This window comes from Microbacterium sp. Z6_144 (assembly GCF_057197625.1).
Genome location: NZ_JBXVPT010000002.1, coordinates 254,903 through 271,681 on the forward strand (window position 1 = coordinate 254,903; position 16,779 = coordinate 271,681).

15 protein-coding genes are annotated in these 16,779 nt (G+C 68.7%); 12 read left to right on the forward strand and 3 right to left on the reverse strand.

Annotated features, from left to right (window positions below; translation table 11 throughout):
- Nucleotides 1-4 precede the first annotated feature (4 nt).
- Nucleotides 5-1,228: an MFS transporter gene (locus AC2DGY_RS13345; RefSeq protein WP_484510239.1), complete on the reverse strand. Its 1,224-nt coding sequence runs from the start codon at nucleotides 1,226-1,228 to the stop codon at nucleotides 5-7.
- 145 nt (nucleotides 1,229-1,373) lie between these two features.
- Between AC2DGY_RS13345 and AC2DGY_RS13350 the strand changes: the two genes are divergently transcribed.
- The 5 genes from AC2DGY_RS13350 (at nucleotide 1,374) to AC2DGY_RS13370 (ending at nucleotide 6,380) form a co-directional block, all read left to right on the forward strand.
- Nucleotides 1,374-2,222 carry an ABC transporter permease gene (locus AC2DGY_RS13350; protein ID WP_484510240.1) on the forward strand — a complete coding sequence of 283 codons (849 nt, stop codon included), beginning with the start codon at nucleotides 1,374-1,376 and terminating at the stop codon, nucleotides 2,220-2,222.
- Nucleotides 2,219-3,028: an ABC transporter permease gene (locus AC2DGY_RS13355; RefSeq protein ID WP_484510241.1), complete on the forward strand. Its 810-nt coding sequence runs from the start codon at nucleotides 2,219-2,221 to the stop codon at nucleotides 3,026-3,028. Before AC2DGY_RS13350 ends, AC2DGY_RS13355 begins: the two co-directional genes overlap by 4 nt.
- Nucleotides 3,021-3,821 (forward strand): ABC transporter ATP-binding protein, encoded by an 801-nt coding sequence (locus tag AC2DGY_RS13360; RefSeq protein ID WP_484510242.1) that lies wholly within the window; start codon nucleotides 3,021-3,023, stop codon nucleotides 3,819-3,821. The genes AC2DGY_RS13355 and AC2DGY_RS13360 overlap by 8 nt, the downstream gene beginning before the upstream one ends.
- A gap of 26 nt (nucleotides 3,822-3,847) precedes the next feature.
- Nucleotides 3,848-4,831, forward strand: a complete 984-nt coding sequence (locus AC2DGY_RS13365) for an ABC transporter substrate-binding protein (protein WP_484510243.1) — start codon at nucleotides 3,848-3,850, stop codon at nucleotides 4,829-4,831.
- Between the two features lie 61 nt (nucleotides 4,832-4,892).
- Nucleotides 4,893-6,380: an aldehyde dehydrogenase family protein gene (locus tag AC2DGY_RS13370; protein WP_484510244.1), complete on the forward strand. Its 1,488-nt coding sequence runs from the start codon at nucleotides 4,893-4,895 to the stop codon at nucleotides 6,378-6,380.
- 89 nt (nucleotides 6,381-6,469) lie between these two features.
- On the opposite strand, the gene AC2DGY_RS13375 is transcribed toward AC2DGY_RS13370, so the two are convergent.
- Entirely contained in the window at nucleotides 6,470-7,363 is an 894-nt protein-coding gene (locus AC2DGY_RS13375) for a fumarylacetoacetate hydrolase family protein (RefSeq protein ID WP_484510245.1), read from the reverse strand.
- A 4-nt stretch (nucleotides 7,364-7,367) separates the two neighbouring features.
- Nucleotides 7,368-8,555, reverse strand: a complete 1,188-nt coding sequence (locus AC2DGY_RS13380) for an FAD-dependent oxidoreductase (RefSeq protein ID WP_484510246.1) — start codon at nucleotides 8,553-8,555, stop codon at nucleotides 7,368-7,370.
- 399 nt (nucleotides 8,556-8,954) lie between these two features.
- Between AC2DGY_RS13380 and AC2DGY_RS13385 the strand changes: the two genes are divergently transcribed.
- Genes AC2DGY_RS13385 through AC2DGY_RS13415 form a run of 7 tightly spaced genes read left to right on the forward strand, consistent with a single transcriptional unit; the run spans nucleotide 8,955 to nucleotide 16,779 of the window.
- Nucleotides 8,955-9,794 carry an SDR family NAD(P)-dependent oxidoreductase gene (locus AC2DGY_RS13385; RefSeq protein ID WP_484510247.1) on the forward strand — a complete coding sequence of 280 codons (840 nt, stop codon included), beginning with the start codon at nucleotides 8,955-8,957 and terminating at the stop codon, nucleotides 9,792-9,794.
- Entirely contained in the window at nucleotides 9,787-10,650 is an 864-nt protein-coding gene (locus AC2DGY_RS13390) for an alpha/beta fold hydrolase (RefSeq protein WP_484510248.1), read from the forward strand. The genes AC2DGY_RS13385 and AC2DGY_RS13390 overlap by 8 nt, the downstream gene beginning before the upstream one ends.
- Before the next feature lie 2 nt (nucleotides 10,651-10,652).
- Nucleotides 10,653-11,603, forward strand: coding sequence for an ABC transporter permease (locus AC2DGY_RS13395; RefSeq protein ID WP_484510249.1), 951 nt, complete (start codon nucleotides 10,653-10,655; stop codon nucleotides 11,601-11,603).
- The gene (locus AC2DGY_RS13400) at nucleotides 11,600-12,484 is read left to right on the forward strand and encodes an ABC transporter permease (RefSeq protein WP_484510250.1); all 885 of its coding nucleotides are present in this window, start codon (nucleotides 11,600-11,602) and stop codon (nucleotides 12,482-12,484) included. Before AC2DGY_RS13395 ends, AC2DGY_RS13400 begins: the two co-directional genes overlap by 4 nt.
- Nucleotides 12,477-14,141, forward strand: a complete 1,665-nt coding sequence (locus tag AC2DGY_RS13405) for a dipeptide ABC transporter ATP-binding protein (protein ID WP_484510251.1) — start codon at nucleotides 12,477-12,479, stop codon at nucleotides 14,139-14,141. The genes AC2DGY_RS13400 and AC2DGY_RS13405 overlap by 8 nt, the downstream gene beginning before the upstream one ends.
- Nucleotides 14,138-15,733: an ABC transporter substrate-binding protein gene (locus AC2DGY_RS13410; protein WP_484510252.1), complete on the forward strand. Its 1,596-nt coding sequence runs from the start codon at nucleotides 14,138-14,140 to the stop codon at nucleotides 15,731-15,733. The genes AC2DGY_RS13405 and AC2DGY_RS13410 overlap by 4 nt, the downstream gene beginning before the upstream one ends.
- Nucleotides 15,718-16,779: a ketopantoate reductase family protein gene (locus tag AC2DGY_RS13415; protein ID WP_484510253.1), complete on the forward strand. Its 1,062-nt coding sequence runs from the start codon at nucleotides 15,718-15,720 to the stop codon at nucleotides 16,777-16,779. The genes AC2DGY_RS13410 and AC2DGY_RS13415 overlap by 16 nt, the downstream gene beginning before the upstream one ends.

Consider the following 16,779-nt stretch of genomic DNA (forward strand, 5'->3'; position numbering starts at 1 on the left):
CGCATCAGTAGTGGCGGGGGAGCCGGCGGTCGGCCACCGTGAGCACGAGCGCCGCCGCTGCGCAGGCGATCATCGCGTACGCGAGGACGTGCAAGCCGGCCGTCGTCGGAGTATCGCCGTACGCGCTGCCGATCAGCCACGCGGAAGTGGCAGCGCCGGCGTACATGAAGGTGCGGCCGATGCCGGCCACGCGTCCGGTCTTGCCCGCGGGGGCCTGGAGGTACAGAGAGTTCTGGGTCGCGCCGAAGCCGAGGCCCTGAGCGAGCCCGAGAACGGTCGACGCGACCAGCACCACCCAGAGCGGTGAATCGTCGTGCAGGAGCGAGAGGACGAGGGACCCGACGATCGCACTGACCGTCGCCAGGATGAGGAGCACCCGGATGCGGCGAACGCGCGCGAGCGCGAAGCCGCAGCCGATGGATGCGAGGGCGAAAGGTAGCTGTACGAGCCCGCTCGCCGCGACGTCCAGACCGTACGGGCCCTGTATCCACGGGACGAATCCGAAGACGAACGTGTACACGCCGGTGAAGATCAGCACGATGCGTGCGTAGGTGCGTGCCAGGGGCGCCCACGCGCGCTCGCCCTGCGGCGCGGGCGCATCGAGGGGGGACCGGTCGCTCGCGATGGGGGGATGCGAGCGAGCTCTCCGCCGGTCCGGTGGCAACCACCGCCACGCCATCAGGCATCCGATCGCAGCCAGCGGGATGTTCGCCCAGAAGATCGACTGCCAGCCGAAGACCAGGATGAGCGGCCCGGCCACCGTCGGTCCGACGGCCGTCGCCACCAGTGCCGACACCGAGACGGTGGCCAGCGCCGCAGGCGGCGCCGGCCGCTCCGATCGCTCGGCCTGCTGGGCGATCATCGCGAGGGCCGAGGGGATGGCCGCGGAGGTACCCACCCCCAGAAGGGCTCGCGCGGTGACCGCCGCCTCCAGCGTGGGCCAGATGGTGGGGATCACCGCCCCCGCGATCACGGTCGCCAGCCCGGCGACATAGACCCGTCTCGGCCCGATGCGATCTGCGAGGGCTCCCAGGGTGGGCAGCGCGATCGCCGAGGCGACGTACAACGAGATGACCAGCCAGACCGTGGAGCGCAGCGGCACGTCGAGTGCGGTTGCCACCGGCTGGAGGGCAACGGCCACCATCGTCGAGTTCAGCGGGTTCAGCGCCGGCCCGATGGTGAGCGCAGCGAGAAAGCGGGCGTCGAACGGCTTACGGGGCGAGCCCATGTCATCCTCTCTGGCCAGCATCCACTACGTACACGGATCAAATACCCGATCCTTGGTGGTCAGCAACCCCCTGGGGCTTGACGCATCCAGCAGGATGCTGCATAGTCTAATGCTACGTGTACGGAGTAACTTCGAGGAGGAAGTGATGAGTCCCGCTGATGTGATCGAGAGGCGGTCGCCGGATGCGGCGCCGGCCGAGCAGGTCGCGTCGCGCACCGTTCCGCGGGGCCTCATCGCCGTCCTCAAGGGCGCGGGCGGCTTCGTCTGCGCGGCTCTTCTGTGGGAGTTGCTTCGCGTCCTGAACATCCTTCCCCCGGCCTATGTGCCGTCGATCGCGGACATCGCCCGTGCCTTCGGTGAGGGCTTCGCGAACGGAACCTGGGCGCGGGTGCTTGCGCCGACGCTGTTCGCCTGGCTCGGGGGTCTCCTCGCGGCGATCGTCCTCGGCGTCGTCTGGGGATCGGTGGCGGGAGCCTCGTCGTGGGTGCGCGCCGGCTCGAGCGTCGTGATCAGCTTCCTGCGTACCGTGCCCGCGATCGCGCTCGTTCCGGTCGCCGTCCTCGCGTTCGGGCTGCGGCCGGCGATGGTGCTCTCGCTCGTCGTCTTCGGATGCGTGTGGCCGGTCCTCTTCAACACGCTCTACGCGTTTCGCGAGCTGCCGGAGCAGTACGCCGAGACCGCGCGGGTGCTGGGGTACAACCGACTGCACATCTTCTTCCGTGTGTCGATGGTCGCCGTCCTCCCGGGCGTGGTGACGGGCATCAGGGTGGCAGCCGGAATCGGCCTGGTGATCACCGTGTCCACCGAGCTGATCGTCGGCAGCGCGGGGCTGGGGGGCTTCATCCTGCAGTCCCGGGGGAGTGCCCAGGTGGCCGCGGGATATGCGGGCATCGTATGGGGAGGTCTGCTCGGAGTCGCGGTGACGGGACTCATCGGTGTGATCCAGCATCGCGCCCTGGGCTGGAGCCCCGACAACCGGAAGGTCGAATCATGACGACGGCGTCCGTCCCGCGGCGATCGGGTGTCATCGGCATCCGGGGGCTCAAGCTCGGCATCGGATGGTTGGTCCTGGCCGCGCTGCTCATCCTGTGGCAGGTCGCGGCGACCGTCTCGGCGACATCCTCGACGACGACGTTCACACGCGCGCTCGAGTCGATGATCGGGTATCTCACGGGGCCGTCCCTGGTCGAGGATGTCCTCCCCTCGATCGTCCGCGTGATCGTCGGGTTCGCCATCGCGGGAGTCCTGGGCGTGGTCGTCGGACTCATTCTGGGGAGCCTTCGTCGCCTCGACGCGTGGGTGCATCCCCTCATCTCCTTCATGAGATCGATCCCGCCCGCGTTGATCGTGCCCGTCGCGCTGCTCGTGCTGGGTCTCGGTCCGCAGCTGGTCATCTCCGTGATCGTCTTCGGTGCATTCTGGCCCGTGCTCCTCAACACCTTCGACGGCGCTCGGCGCATCGATCCGATGTACCTGGAGGTCGCGCGCGCAGCCCGCACGCCCTACGGGGTGCGCCTTTCCCGTGTCATTCTTCCCGCATGCCTCCCCACGATCATGGCCGGCCTGCGGACCGCCTTGAGCATCTCGCTCATCCTGATGGTCGTCTCGGAGGTGCTGGCATCCAGCGAAGGGCTGGGCTACCGGATGAACTTCGCCCAGCAGACCTTCAACGTCAGCGGAACGTACGGGGCCGTCCTGCTCCTCGCGTTGCTGGGGTGGATCTTCGACACCATCTTCGTCGCCGTCGAACGTCGTGTTCTGAGATGGCACCCGGCCTTCCAAGGAGGAAACCTTGCCTAATCCTGTCGCCCTTCACGCCGACGGTCTCGTGAAGGCCTTCGGCGGCCGCAAAGTCATCGACGGCCTCGACCTGCACATCGCCGAAGGAGAGTTCGGCGTCGTCCTCGGTCCATCCGGAGCGGGAAAGACCACACTGCTGCGCTGTCTCTCGGGGCTCATGGCCCCCTCGTCGGGGTCCGTGACGATCGACGGGCGTCCCGTGCAGGGTGTGCCCGCCGACGTCGCGGTGGTCTTTCAGGAGTACAACCGCAGCCTGTACCCCTGGATGACCCTCGAAGAGAACGTCCGGTTCGCGCTGCACGGGGTCCCTCGGCCGGCCGCCGGCGAGCGAGCGAGGCACGCCCTCGACCGGGTCGGGCTCACGGATTCGATGTCGCTCTACCCCTGGCAGGTGTCCGGGGGGATGCAGCAGCGGTGCGCGATCGCCAGAGCGCTGGCAGCCGAGGCAGGCCTGGTCATCATGGACGAGCCGTTCGCGTCCGTCGATGCGCTGACGAAGATCCACCTCGAGCAGCTGCTCCTGGACATCTGGACCGAGACCCCCTTCACGTGCGTCTTCGTCACGCACGACATCGAGGAGGCCGTCTATCTCGCCGATCGACTCTTCGTGCTCTCGCCGCGGCCCAGTCGGCTGCGCAAAGAGTTCGTCGTCGATCTGCCGCGGCCGCGCAACCAGCTCACGACCAAGGTTCTGCCCCGGTTCCAACAGATCCGGGAAGAAGCCTTCCAGCTGATCGAGGGCGTCAGCGCTGCGCCCTCCGACGACACCGGCTCCCCGCAGCGCATCGCCTGAATATCACTCGAAGAGGAGTAGGCCGTATGAACATCTCGTCTCGCGGGCGTTGGACGTCCGCCGCACTCGCCGTCCCCGTACTCGTCGCCATAACCGCATGCGCTGCATCCGAGCCGGCGCCCAGCGGCGGCGACGGGGAGTCCGCGCTCGCGCCCATCGTCGTGGGCGCAGCCCCGGCCGCCGACATCACAGCCCCCTACGTGGCCCTTGAACAGGGATTCTTCGATGAGGTGGGCCTGGACGTGACGGTGGAGACGCTCGCCGGCGGCTCCGCGCTCGTTCCTGCTCTGGAGTCCGGCTCGATGCAGATCGGAAACGTCAACCTGCTGTCCCTGCTCCAGGGGCTGGAGCAGGGGCTCGACCTCACCTGCCTGAACGGCATCTTCAAGGGGACGGATACGCAGAGCGTGCTCCTCGCCCCGGATGCGGCGGACGAGATCCGCAGCGGCGCCGATCTGGAGGGGCGCACGGTAGCCGTGAACACGCTCGGCAATATCGCCCAGCTCGTCGTGGAGGCCTGGGCGGCCGAGGATGGCGCGGACCCGTCGCGCATCGAGTTCGTCGCACTCGGCTTCGCGGAGCATCGCGCGGCCCTGGAGTCGGGCCAGGTCGACGCCGCTCTGGCTGCGGAGCCGTTCAACAGCCAGATGAAGAGCGCCGGGCTTCCGGTGCTGGAGGCGGACCCGATCGCGGCGATCGGCGATGACCCCACCTTCGCCTGCTGGACCGCCAAGCGGACCTGGCTCGACGAGCATCCCCGCGAGGCGCAAGCGTGGCGAGAGGCCATGCTCATGGTGGACGAGTACCTCGCGGAGAACCCGGACTCGCTTCGCCAGACGGTGGTGACCGCTTTGAACTTCCCGGAGGCGGATGCCGAGACCTTCACCCTTCCCACCATCAGTTCCGAGATGTCGCCGGACGACTTCGAGATCTGGATGGGACCGGCCGTCGAGTACGGCTTCCTGCGCGGCGACGTGGACGTCTCGCGTGCGGCGGAGCTCGAGGAATGAGCGTCCGTCCGAGACGGGCCCGCCCGTGCTTATTCGATGGCCCGACCGAGTGGATGCACAGATGACCGATCACACCGAGAACACGCGTGAGCAGAACGAGGCCCGCGCCCAGCGTCTCCTGAGCCGGGACTGGCGGCTTCTTGTCGGCGGCGAACGAGTGGCGGCCGGTTCGGGCAAGACCTTCGAGGTCACCAGCCCGTACTCCGGCGGGCTCATCGCCGAGGTGCCCGACGCCTCGCGGGACGACGTCAACCGGGCGATCGACGCCGCGCTGGCCGCCGCCCCCGCGTGGGGGCGGATCCCGGCGCCCCGCCGGGCCCGCTACGTCGAGGATTTCGCGGATGCGATCGAAGAGCGCGCGCACGATTTCGGGGTCCTGGACGCCATCGACGGCGGAGCGCCCATCGGGATCATGCTCCAGGACGTTCAGCTCGCCCTCGACAGCCTTCGCTTCTATGCCGGGCTCGCCATGGAGTCGAAGGGACAGACGGTGCCGGCCAGTGCGAACCTGCACTTCACCGAGCTGCAGCCCTACGGGGTCGTGGGGAAGATCATCCCCTTCAATCACCCGTTCATGTTCGCCGCGTCCAAGCTGGCGGCCCCGCTGGTGGCGGGCAATGCCGTCGTGCTCAAGCCGGCCGAAGCCACTCCGCTGTCCGCGCTGGTGATGGCCGACCTCGCCGCAGAGATCTTTCCGCCGGGGGTCGTCAACATCGTCGTCGGGGACGGCCCGGACGCGGGCGACGCCCTCGTGCGACACCCTCAGGTGCGCCGGATCGGCTTCACCGGGAGCGAGAAAGTGGGACGGTCGATCCAGCGTGCTGCAGCCGAGGTGGCGGTCAAGCACATCACTCTCGAACTCGGGGGCAAGAACGCGCTCATCGCCTTCTCCGACGCCGACCCGAACGCCGTGGCCGACGCGGCCATCCGGGGGATGAACTTCACGTGGTCGGGGCAGTCCTGCGGCTCGACGTCGCGGCTGCTCGTCCACGATGACATCGCGGATGCGGTGATCGAAGGCGTCCGTGAACGCCTGGGCGACCGGCAGTACGTGTCGCCCCTCGACCCCGCGAGCGTGCAGGGCACGATCGTGAACCAGCGTCAGTACGACCGGGTGCTCGGCTACATCGACGGCGCCGTGGACGACGGTGCGCGGGTTCTCACCGGGGGAGGGCGTCCGTCGGCCGCCTCGCACGGGCTCTTCATCGAACCGACGTTCCTCGATGTCGACCCCGCCTCGAGGGTCGCTACGGAGGAGATCTTCGGCCCCGTGGTGTCGGTGATCCGCTGGACCGACCCCGTCGAGGCGGTCCGCATCGCGAACAGCGTCGAGTACGGGCTCACCGGCAGCGTCTTCACGAACGATGTGACGACGGCTCTGCGGACGGCCCGAGAGCTGGAGACGGGATTCGTCTGGATCAACGGCGCCGGACCCCACTTCCTCGGGCTCCCCTACGGGGGCTGGAAGAACTCCGGCGTGGGTCGGGAGGAGAGCATCGAGGAGCTCTTGAGCTACTCGCAGTCGAAGTCGGTGACGGTCTTCCTCTGACGAGGGCGGACTGCCGAGACGCAAAGGGTGAGCGGTGCAGCATCGGCTGCACCGCTCACCCTTTGCTCCGCCTGCGCCAGGCGACCGTGCTAGCGGGAGCGCACGGGAGTCACGGTCTCGGGAGGCTTGGGCCCCCGCTGGGCGCCCCGGGTCGGGCAGGGGACCGCGCCGTCGTCGGACACGACGGCGGAGAGGTCGCCGAGGCCGGAGACGGTCACACGGATGACATCACCGGAACGCACCTGCCCGACTCCGGCCGGCGTGCCCGTCGCCACGATGTCGCCCGGCTGGAGCGTCATGACCGAGGAGGCGTAGGCCAGCACCGCTTCCACCCCCCAGATGAGGTCGGCCAGATCCGCATCCTGCCGGATCTCGTCGTTCACCCATGTCCGCAGGCGCATCCGGTCCCACGGCCCCGCCTCGTCGGGGGTCACCAGGAAGGGACCGACCGGGGTGAAGGTGTCGAACGACTTCCGTACCGACCGGTCTTCCCCGCCCCTCATCGTCATGTCGAGGAGGATCGTGAAGCCCGCCACATACCGCAGCGCGTCGGCGCGCTGGACATGCCGGGCGGGCGCGCCGATGACGAAGGCGAGCTCGCCCTCCTGGTCGAAGCGGCGGTCGGTGTACGGGAGCCGCACGATGCCACCCGAGGCCAGAGTCGACGCGGGGGACTTGAGGAAGACCCCCAGCGCGTCGATATGGGCGTCCTCCTGCATCTCCGCCTTGTGATCGAAGTAGTTCACGGGCGCTGCGACGATCTTCGAGGGATCGGGAACGATCGCCTCGATCTCCACGTCCGCGAGCGCCAGCCGCTCCCCGCCGTCCGGGACGGCGCGCAGGTCGCCGCCATGGGCGAGCAGCAGGCTTCGCATCGGGCTCATGCCGGGCGTCGCCTGGACGTCGAGCGCGATGATCGAGTCACCGTCCACGCGGCCCACGCGGCGAGAGCCGTCCCGGTCGCGGAAACTGACAAGCTTCATTTCGTCATCCCTTCAGGCCCGCCGGCGACGGGTCCTCGTAGAGCCAAGCGACGTCGGTGTAGTCGTCGGATCGGCGCGTCTGGAAGAAGCGATTGCGCAGGGCGATCGCCATGGGGTCGTCGGTGTGCCACGAGCGGCCCCACGGCCGCGCCACACGCTGGCACCGCGTCGCGCGGGGAACCCGCACCGCGTCGTAGCGGGCGAGGGCGTCGCGAGGATCGTCCGCCGAGCCGCCCAGCTGTGCGGCGAGCTCCAGTCCATCCTCCAGCGCCTGGCAGGCGCCCTGCCCGAGGTATTGCAGCATCGGATGCGCGGCGTCGCCGATCAGGACGACGCGCTCTCCGACGAAGCTGTCGATCGGGTCCTTGTCGAAGTTGGGGTACGCCCGGGCCTGAGCCACGATCGGAAGGGCGCGCCGGACCGCGGCGCAGGTCCCCGAGAATCGCTCCAGCAGTTCCTCGGGGCTTCCCCAGTCGTCCCGACCATCGGCATGACGGTGGCTGCGGAAGACCGCGACCTGGTTGTAGAGCTCACCGCGTCGGACGGGGTACTGCATGAGGTGGAGGTCTGGGCCCACCCACAGGAGGACGTCGTCGACCCGATCCTCGTAGGGCAGCTCGGAGACCGGAACGGTGCCGCGATACGCGACGTACCCGCTGAAGACCGGCTCATCGACACGGATGAGGGTCCGCACGACGGATCGAAGGCCGTCGGCACCCACGAGGAGCTTCGCCCGGTACACCTGACCGTCGGAGCAGGCGACGTGCGCCGACGTCTCCGATGTCTCGACGGCTACGACTTCCTTGCCGGTGAGCAGCTCGATCCGCTCGTGCTGCATGCACGCATTGAGGAGAACGGTCAGCACGTCGTTGCGGTGGAGTACGAGATAGGGATAACCGAACCGAGCCACCATCGGCTCCTGGAAATCGATCCGTGTGAGCTCGTCGCCGGTGAGCGCGTCGGAGATCCGACCGACCTGGGGGAAGACGGCGAGGTCGGTGATCTCATCGAGCACTCCCAATCGGTCCAGGGCGCGAACGGCGTTGGGACCCACCTGGAGGCCGGCCCCCACCTCGCGGAATTCGGGGGCGCGTTCGAGGACCCGCACGCTCAGGCCGGCACGGGCGAGCGCAAGGGCGGTCCCCATCCCGCCGATCCCACCCCCGACGACGACGACATCGGTATCGCGCATCTATCGACCTCCATTAGTACGTATACGGAGAACTGTAGGTGCTCCCGTCCGTCGAACGCAAGCGTCGAAGTGATCGCTGAGGAAGGAGCCGAGTCCCTGCGGTGCGGTCCCGGCTCCTGGTTCAGATCATCCGTGTGCACCGCTTATATGGCTCTCTTCGAAGCACGGCGGCACCTCGTGCTGGCTCTCTGCGGCATATGCGTTAGGGACGACGCCACAAACGTGGGGTGGACAAAATGAGACGTATACGTAATATTGGTGCAACACCGGCAGGCTAGTCTCCCCTTCAGAGCACCAGCCGGGGAGCCGGCGCTCGACGAAGACGTGTCCCTGGCACTGCCGGCCGCTTAGGCGGATCCTTACCCGAATAGTCCGTATACGTACTAGGAGTCCTCTGTCGTGAATGATCAGACCGGCGCATCCCGAACGGTTCTCGTGACCGGAGCAGCCGACGGCATCGGATTCGCCGTCGCGCAACACTTCGCCGCGACCGGCCAGACCGTCGTCATGTGCGACATCGCGCGCGATCGCTTGGCGGCCTCGGCGGACCGCATCCGCGAGCAGGGCGGTCACGTCGTCCCGGTAGCCATGAACGTCGCGTCGGAAGAGAGCGTGTCGGAGGCCTTCGCCCAGGCGCTCGAGGTGACCGGGCGGATCGACGTGGTCGTCAGCAACGTCGGCATCGCCGGGGGGACCCCTGTGGTCGAGATGGAGCTCGCAGAATGGCGACGCGTGACGGAGCCGAACCTCACCGGTACGTTCCTGGTCACCCGCGCGGCGGCCCGACAGATGATCGCCCAGGGCGGCGGGGGAAAGATCTGCTGCGTCACCAGCCTTTCCGCGCGGTCGGCCCGGATGGGCGCCGCCCACTACTGCGCCTCGAAAGCCGGGCTCGAGCAGCTCGCCCGCGTCCTGAGCATGGAACTCGGACCCCACCACATCAACGTCAACCTCGTCTCGCCCGGTTTCGTGAATCACGGATACCGCGAGGGCCTGGGCGAGTGGGTCACCCCCGAGTACGCCGCGGCGATCGAGCGGTCGATCCCCTGGGGCAGGACGGCGCTGGCCACAGACGTCGTCGAGGCCATCGACTTCCTGTGCTCGGACCGCGCCGAGTACATCACCGGGGCGCTGCTGTCGGTGGACGGCGGCGGGGGAGCGGGGCGGTACTCGCTGCCCATCACAGACACGTCCGACACCGTCGGCGCAGCGATCGAGGAGGAGAAGGCGAATGCCTGAATGGAAGTACATCGACATCGATGGCATCAACACGCGCTACAAGGACGAGGGGGACGGCGACCCGATCGTCCTCTTCCACGGTGGCGAATTCGGTGCCGGCGGGGCTGACACCTGGCGCGACGAGATCTTCGACGTGCTGGTGGGAGCCGGGCATCGGCTCGTCGTGGTCGACCGGTTGGGGCAGGGACTCACCGACAACCCCCGCACCGACGACGAGTACCGCATGTCGGCGGTCGTACGCCACGCAACGCGGTTCATCGAGACGCTCGGCATCTCCGGGGCGACCATCGGCGGACAGTCCCGCGGCGCGTTCGTCGCGTCACGCATCGCGAAGGAATCTCCCGGTCTCTGCACGCGCCTGGTCATCATCAACAGTGCGTCGATCTCGGTGCGCTACCCGGCCGAGCAGGTACCGGGGACGGCGACGTACCGCGTCTACAAGGAACTCATGACCGGCAACGTCATGGAGGACCTCAAGATCATGTCGGTCACGACCGAGCACCTCACCGACGAGTGGATGGCCAACCGGGCGGAGATCGCGGCGCTGCCGAAATCGAAAGAGGCCAAGGAGGCGTTCCGCCGGGTCAACGACGAGATGTTCGCCGAGTTCGAGATCCTCAAGACCGATGTCCTGAAATGGATCATCGGCGGTGGCCACCGCAAGCCGACGATCATCATCTGGGGCGTCGGGGACCCCACGACCACCTCCGCCGATGCGCTCGATCTGTGGGACGTGATGCGTCCACACGTCGACACCCTCCGGCTTCACATGATCAACCGCGCCGGGCACTGGCCCCACCGGGAGTACCCGGTGGAGGTCGCGGAGGAGATCCGCGACTTCATCCGCCGGAGCTGACCATGGCGCGCTATGTCGTCAGCCGGCTGCTGCAAGCCGTCTTCGTGGTGTGGGCTGCCTTCACCGTCGCGTTCTTCGTCCTCTACTGGATGCCGGGGGATGCCGTGCTCGCCCGGATCGGGGGCGGTGGCGAAGGGGCCGACCTGAGCCCCGAGGACATCGCGGCTCTCCAGGCCGAGTACGGCCTCGATCAGCCCGTGCTCGTGCAGTACGTGACGGCCCTGGCGCGGCTGGTGGTGGGCAACCTCGGCACCTCGGTGCGCACGGGAACACCCGTCGTCGAGGTGATCGGCGACGCCCTGCCGCACACCCTCGCACTGGCGACGTTCGCCCTGGTCCTGGGGGCGCTGGTCGGCGCGGGAGTGGCCCTGCTGGCCTCGTACACGCGCGTGCGCTGGCTGCGGAGCATCCTCACGTCCGTGCCCTCCGTCGGAATCGCCCTGCCGACCTTCTGGGTCGGGCTCCTGCTGATCTTCTTCTTCTCGTTCCAGTTGCGGATGCTGCCGGCCGGGGGCAACGCGGGCTTCACCTCGCTGATCCTCCCGGCGGTGACCCTGGCCCTCCCCACCAGTGCGGTCGTGGGGCAGATCCTCCTCAAGAGCATGGATGCCGCGCTCCAGGAGCCGTACATCGCCACGGCCCGGGCCAAAGGCGTCGGGCGCACGGGGGTGCACTTCCGTCACGCGCTGCGCAACGCTCTGCTCCCGGTCCTCACGATGCTGGGGCTCCTCACCGGCAACCTCATCGCCGGGTCCGTGGCCGTGGAGACCGTCTTCTCCCGAAGCGGGATCGGCAGGGTGACCGTGGAAGCGGTCGATCTGCAGGACCTGCCCCTCATCCTCGGCCTGGTGGTCACCGGCGCGAGCATCTTCGTCGTCGTCAACCTCGCGGTCGACCTTGCCTACCCTCTCATCGACCCTCGGGTCCGTCTGACGCGAAAGGTCGCGCGATGACTCTCACCGGACTGGGTGTGGACGCCATCGAGGCGGAGTTCACACCGCCCCGCACGCCGGCGGCCGGTGTCCGCCGGCTGAGGTTCCGCCTCAAATGGGGGATCATCCTGCCGGCGATCGTGGTGCTCCTGGCACTCCTCGCCGCCGTGCTCCCGGGCCTTTTCACCCAGGTCGGGCCGGAGTTGGCGGTGCCCACCGACCGGCTCCTCCCGCCGAGCTGGGCGCATCCGCTGGGAACGGACCAGATCGGGCGCGACCTGTACTCGCGCGTCGTCTACGGCGCCGCCGCCTCTCTGGGAAGCGCCGCGATCGCGGTCGCCCTGGCGGTCGTCCTGGGTTCGCTCATCGGCCTCCTCAGCGGCTTCCTGGGCGGATGGGTGGACGCCGTCCTGATGCGCATCGTCGAGGTGGTGCTCGCGATCCCCTCGATCCTGCTCGCGCTGGCGCTGGTGTCCGCCCTCGGTTTCGGCACGGTCAACGTGGCGATCGCGGTCGGGCTCGTCGCCACGGCGGCATTCGCCCGCCTCATGCGGTCCGAAGTGCTCCGCGTGCGCGATGCCGCGTTCATCGAAGCCGCCCGTTCCGCGGGCATCCGCCGCTCCGGTGTGCTGTTCCGGCACGTCCTCCCCAACTCGTGGGGAACGGTGATCGCCCTCAGCACGCTGGAGTTCGGGCACGCCCTGCTGTCGATCTCGACGCTGAGCTTCCTCGGGTTCGGTACGCCGCCCCCCGCGCCGGAGTGGGGATCGCTCGTCGCGGCCGGCCGGGGATTCCTCGCAACGGCGTGGTGGATGTCGGCGATGCCCGGCCTCGTGATCGCCATCGTCGTCCTGGCCATGAACCGCCTGGGACACGCTATCGACCGGAGCAACGATGACTGAGCCCCTGCTGAGCGTCCGTGATCTGCACATCGGCTACGGGAGTGGGCACGCCCACCGCACGGTCGTGCACGGAGTCGATTTCGACATCGCCCGAGGCGAAGTCGTGGCCCTCGTCGGCGAGTCGGGTTCGGGGAAGAGCACCGTGGCACAGTCCCTCATCCAGCTCCTCCCGCGGGGCGGCCGGGTCGAGTCCGGCCAGGTGAACTTCCTGGGCGAGGATCTCGTCCGCGCGGGGGAAACCCGGATGCGAGCACTGCGCGGAAGGTCGATCGGCTTGGTACCCCAGGACCCGATGATGTCGCTGAACCCGGTGCGCCGGATCGGCGATCAGGTCGCGGAGGCGCTGCTCGCGCATGGCGGGGTGACGCGCGCCCAGGCCCACCAGCGCGCAGTCGAGCTCCTCGAGCACTCCGGATTGAGCGAGCCCGCCGCGCGCGCCCGTCAGTATCCGCATCAGCTGTCCGGCGGGATGCGCCAACGGGTGCTGATAGCGATCGCCTTCGCCTGCCGGCCGCCGCTCATCATCGCCGACGAGCCGACGAGCGCGCTGGATGTGACCGTTCAGAAACGCATCCTCGACCACATCGATGAGATCCGGAAGGAGAACGACACCACGATCCTCATCATCACCCACGACCTCGCGGTGGCTGCCGACCGGGCCGATCGGGTGATCGTGATGTCGGAGGGCCGCATCGTCGAGAGCGGCCCTGTGGGCCAGGTTCTCGCTGCTCCTCGCGCCGAGTACACCCGCAGGCTGGTCGCGGCGGCCCCCGGGCTCACGAGCCCGCGTCTGCCGCAGCCCCTCCCCGAGGACGCCGCGCTGGTGCTGTCGGCCAAGGGACTGCGGAAGGAGTTCCGCCTCCCGAGTGCGGGGGCGGGCTCGTCGACGCTGGTCGCGGTGGACGACGTCGGCTTCGACATCCGTCGGGGGGAGACGTACGCCATCGTCGGCGAGTCGGGCTCGGGCAAGTCCACCGTGGCGCGCCTGGTGATGGGGCTCGAGACGCCGACGCGCGGAGAAGCGCTGCTGTACCCGCGGAACTCCGGCGGCGCCGTCGCGCACGGCCGCGACCGCCTCCGTTCGGTGCAGATGGTGTACCAGAGCCCGTTCGGGTCGCTGGATCCGCGTTACACCGTCGGTCGTTCCATCGCCGAGCCGATGGCCGGGTTCCGGGTGGGCTCGCGGGCGGAGCGGCAAGGCCGCGTGCGCGAGCTCCTGGACCAGGTCGGCCTCAGCGCTGACCTGGCCGGACGGCTTCCGCACGCGCTCTCGGGCGGTCAGCGGCAGCGGGTCGCCATCGCCCGCGCGCTCGCGCTGCGCCCGGACCTCGTGATCTGCGACGAGGCCGTCTCGGCCCTGGACGTGTCGATACAGGCTCAGATCCTCTCCCTCCTGCAGCGCCTTCAAGCCGAACTGGGCGTCAGCTACCTCTTCATCTCCCACGACCTCGCCGTCGTCAGGCAGGTCGCGCACGTCGTGGGCGTGATGAGGCAGGGACGCATGGTCGAGTCCGGCCCCGCGGAAAGGCTGTTCGCCGCCCCGCAGCATCCCTACACGCAGGAGCTCTTGGGCGCCATCCCCGGTCGCCGCGTCGCCGGGCTCCCTCACCTCCCTCCCGATAGCACCGATTCCACCTTCGAGAAAGCAGCACAATGAACGCTCAGAATCCGAAACGGGCCACGCGGGCCGTGGCCGTGGCCGCCGCGGCGGCTTTCGTGCTCGCCGGGTGCGCCGCGCCCTCGGCCACCAGTACCCCGCCGCCACAGGAGGCCGTCGCCGGCGGCAAGCTGGTCATCGGGACACCGCCGGACGGCGGGTGCATCGATCCACAGCAGGTGCAGCAGCGCGCCGTCCTGTCGATCACGCGCCAGTTCACCGACTCCCTCGTCTTCCAGGACCCGGATTCGCTGGAATTCCAGCCCTGGCTCGCGGAGTCGTGGGAGATCTCCGAAGACGGCACCACCTACACGTTCTCCCTCCGTGACGATGTGACGTTCTCCGACGGCACCTCCTTGACGGCCGACACCGTCGTCGCCAATTTCGAGTCGATCATCGCGATGGGCGCTCGTGCGATCATCGCCGGACCCTACCTGCGGGGCTACGTGGGGTCGGAGGCCGTGGACGACACGACTGTCGAGGTGACCTTCGAGGCCGCCAACGCGCAATTCCTGCAGGCGGCGTCGACGCCGTCGCTGGCAATCGTCTCGGACGCCACGACGCAGCTGACCCCCGATGAGCGCTGCCAGGGCGAGTTGGTGGGAAGCGGTCCGTTCGTCCTCGAGGACTTCCGCACCGCGCAGGGCGTGACGCTCACCCAGCGCGAGGACGAGTACGCGTGGGCGCCCGACGCCTTGGACGGCGGTGGGCCGTATCTGGACGGGGTCGACTTCCAGATGATCCCCGACACGAGCGTGCGAGCGGGCAGCCTCGTATCCGCACAGCTGGATGTGGCGAACGAACTGCAGCCGCAGGACGTGCAGCAGGTCGAAGCGGCGGGACTCCCCGTCGTATCCCGACCGAACCCCGGCTTCCCGAACAGCCTCTTCATCAACCCCGACCGCGCCCCCCTGGACGACCCCGCCATCCGCGAGGCCATGCAGATCGGGTTCGACCGTGAGGAGGCGGTCACCACCACGCTGACCGACCAGGATCTCCCGGCCACCGACGCGCTGTCATCCACGACGCCCGGGTACAGCGACCACAGCGACCTGCTCGAGTATGACCTGGACCGCGCCAACGAGCTGCTCGATGACGCCGGCTGGGACGTCGGCGCCGACGGCATCCGAGTGCGCGACGGTCAGCGCGCCGAAGTGAGCGTCATGTACTACACGCCCATCTACCTCGCCTACGTCCCGCTGCTGGAGCTCATGCGCCAGCAGTACGCCGAGATCGGGATCGACTTCATCCTCGAACCGGTGCCGACGGCAACCGGTCAGGAACGCCAGATCGCGTGGGACTTCGACGTCCGGATGTCGGGGCAGACCCGCGCCGATCCGGCGGTTCTGCGCTCGCAGACCTCGGATGCGGACCCCGAAGTGAATGAGCTGCTCCTCGCCCAGGCCGCCGAGGTCGTGCCGGACGCGCGACTGGCCATCGTCGAGCAGGCCACTGCGCGACTGCTCGAGACGGCTCTGGTCATCCCCATCCACGAACTCGCACTGCCGATGTCGCACGCGACGACGGTGCAGGGCCTGGCTCTGGACGCGACCAACGGCCTGCTGCTGGTTGACACGTGGAAGCAGAACTGATCGGCGCGGCGACGGTGCATCCGCGTTCCGACGACGGGTATCTCGTCGTCGGGGCGGGGGCGATCGGATGCACCGTCGCCGCGCATCTCATCCGCGAGGGTCACTCGGTGACCCTCGCGGAGCGGGATGACCTGCACCGCGCGAGCCTCGCAGAGCGCGGCATCGTCTTCGCGGAGGAGGGGGACGTCGCCCACCTCCGCACCGGGATCCGGCCCGCAGCCGTCCTGGCCCCCGACGAGGTGCACGGGACATTCCGTCGTGTGCTGCTGTGTGTGAAGACGCAGGACACCGTGACGGCGTCGGCCACCGTTCGCGAGCACCTTCACGAGGACGGCTTCGTCGTGTCGTGTCAGAACGGCGACAACGAGGCTGTGCTGATCGACGTACTGGGCGCCGATCGCGTCGTCGGGGCGTTCGTCAACATCGCCGCGGATGTCGTCGGTCCCGGCATCGTGCGCCCCGGAGGGGTCAGCGAGCTGGTCGTCGGCGAACTGGACGGCACGATCAGCGACCGATTGAGGTCCTTCCACGCGGACGCGCCCGGCCTGGTGGCGATCTCGACCAACGTCCAGGGGGCGATCTGGTCGAAGCGGGCGCTCGCCGCGATGTACACCGCGACCGCGCTCGCCGATGACGACACCGACCGCCTGATCGACGACCACCGCCCCCTCATGCGCCGGTTGGCCGGTGAAGTCGTCGCGATAGCCCACCGCCGGGGGGTGGTGCTGGAGGATCTGGGCTACTTCGCGCCGGCGCGTCTCGTCGAAGACGACGACGCCGCCACGCAGGAGCTGGACCGGCTCATCCACTGGCAGCACGGCATCGCCAAGAAACGCGTCGGACCGTTTCGGGACATCGCCATTCGCCGCCGCCGCACCGAGGCCCATTCCGAACTCGCTGATCTCGCGGCGGCCGGGCGCGAGGCGGGCTCCGCCACCCCGACCTTGGAGCTGCTCGACCGCATGCTCGGCGAGCTCGAGGACCGCACCCGAGCCTTCACCCCGTCCAACCTCGTCGAGCTGTATCGCTCGGCGCTCACACGATAA

Excerpts from the sequence above, each read along its gene's own strand:
- AC2DGY_RS13345 (WP_484510239.1), bottom strand. The coding sequence starts at position 1,228 with ATGGGCTCGCCCCGTAAGCCGTTCGACGCCCGCTTTCTCGCTGCGCTC.
- AC2DGY_RS13350 (WP_484510240.1), top strand. The coding sequence starts at position 1,374 with ATGAGTCCCGCTGATGTGATCGAGAGGCGGTCGCCGGATGCGGCGCCG.
- AC2DGY_RS13355 (WP_484510241.1), top strand. The coding sequence starts at position 2,219 with ATGACGACGGCGTCCGTCCCGCGGCGATCGGGTGTCATCGGCATCCGG.
- AC2DGY_RS13365 (WP_484510243.1), top strand. The coding sequence starts at position 3,848 with ATGAACATCTCGTCTCGCGGGCGTTGGACGTCCGCCGCACTCGCCGTC.
- AC2DGY_RS13370 (WP_484510244.1), top strand. The coding sequence starts at position 4,893 with ATGACCGATCACACCGAGAACACGCGTGAGCAGAACGAGGCCCGCGCC.
- AC2DGY_RS13375 (WP_484510245.1), bottom strand. The coding sequence starts at position 7,363 with ATGAAGCTTGTCAGTTTCCGCGACCGGGACGGCTCTCGCCGCGTGGGC.
- AC2DGY_RS13380 (WP_484510246.1), bottom strand. The coding sequence starts at position 8,555 with ATGCGCGATACCGATGTCGTCGTCGTCGGGGGTGGGATCGGCGGGATG.
- AC2DGY_RS13390 (WP_484510248.1), top strand. The coding sequence starts at position 9,787 with ATGCCTGAATGGAAGTACATCGACATCGATGGCATCAACACGCGCTAC.
- AC2DGY_RS13395 (WP_484510249.1), top strand. The coding sequence starts at position 10,653 with ATGGCGCGCTATGTCGTCAGCCGGCTGCTGCAAGCCGTCTTCGTGGTG.
- AC2DGY_RS13400 (WP_484510250.1), top strand. The coding sequence starts at position 11,600 with ATGACTCTCACCGGACTGGGTGTGGACGCCATCGAGGCGGAGTTCACA.
- AC2DGY_RS13405 (WP_484510251.1), top strand. The coding sequence starts at position 12,477 with ATGACTGAGCCCCTGCTGAGCGTCCGTGATCTGCACATCGGCTACGGG.
- AC2DGY_RS13410 (WP_484510252.1), top strand. The coding sequence starts at position 14,138 with ATGAACGCTCAGAATCCGAAACGGGCCACGCGGGCCGTGGCCGTGGCC.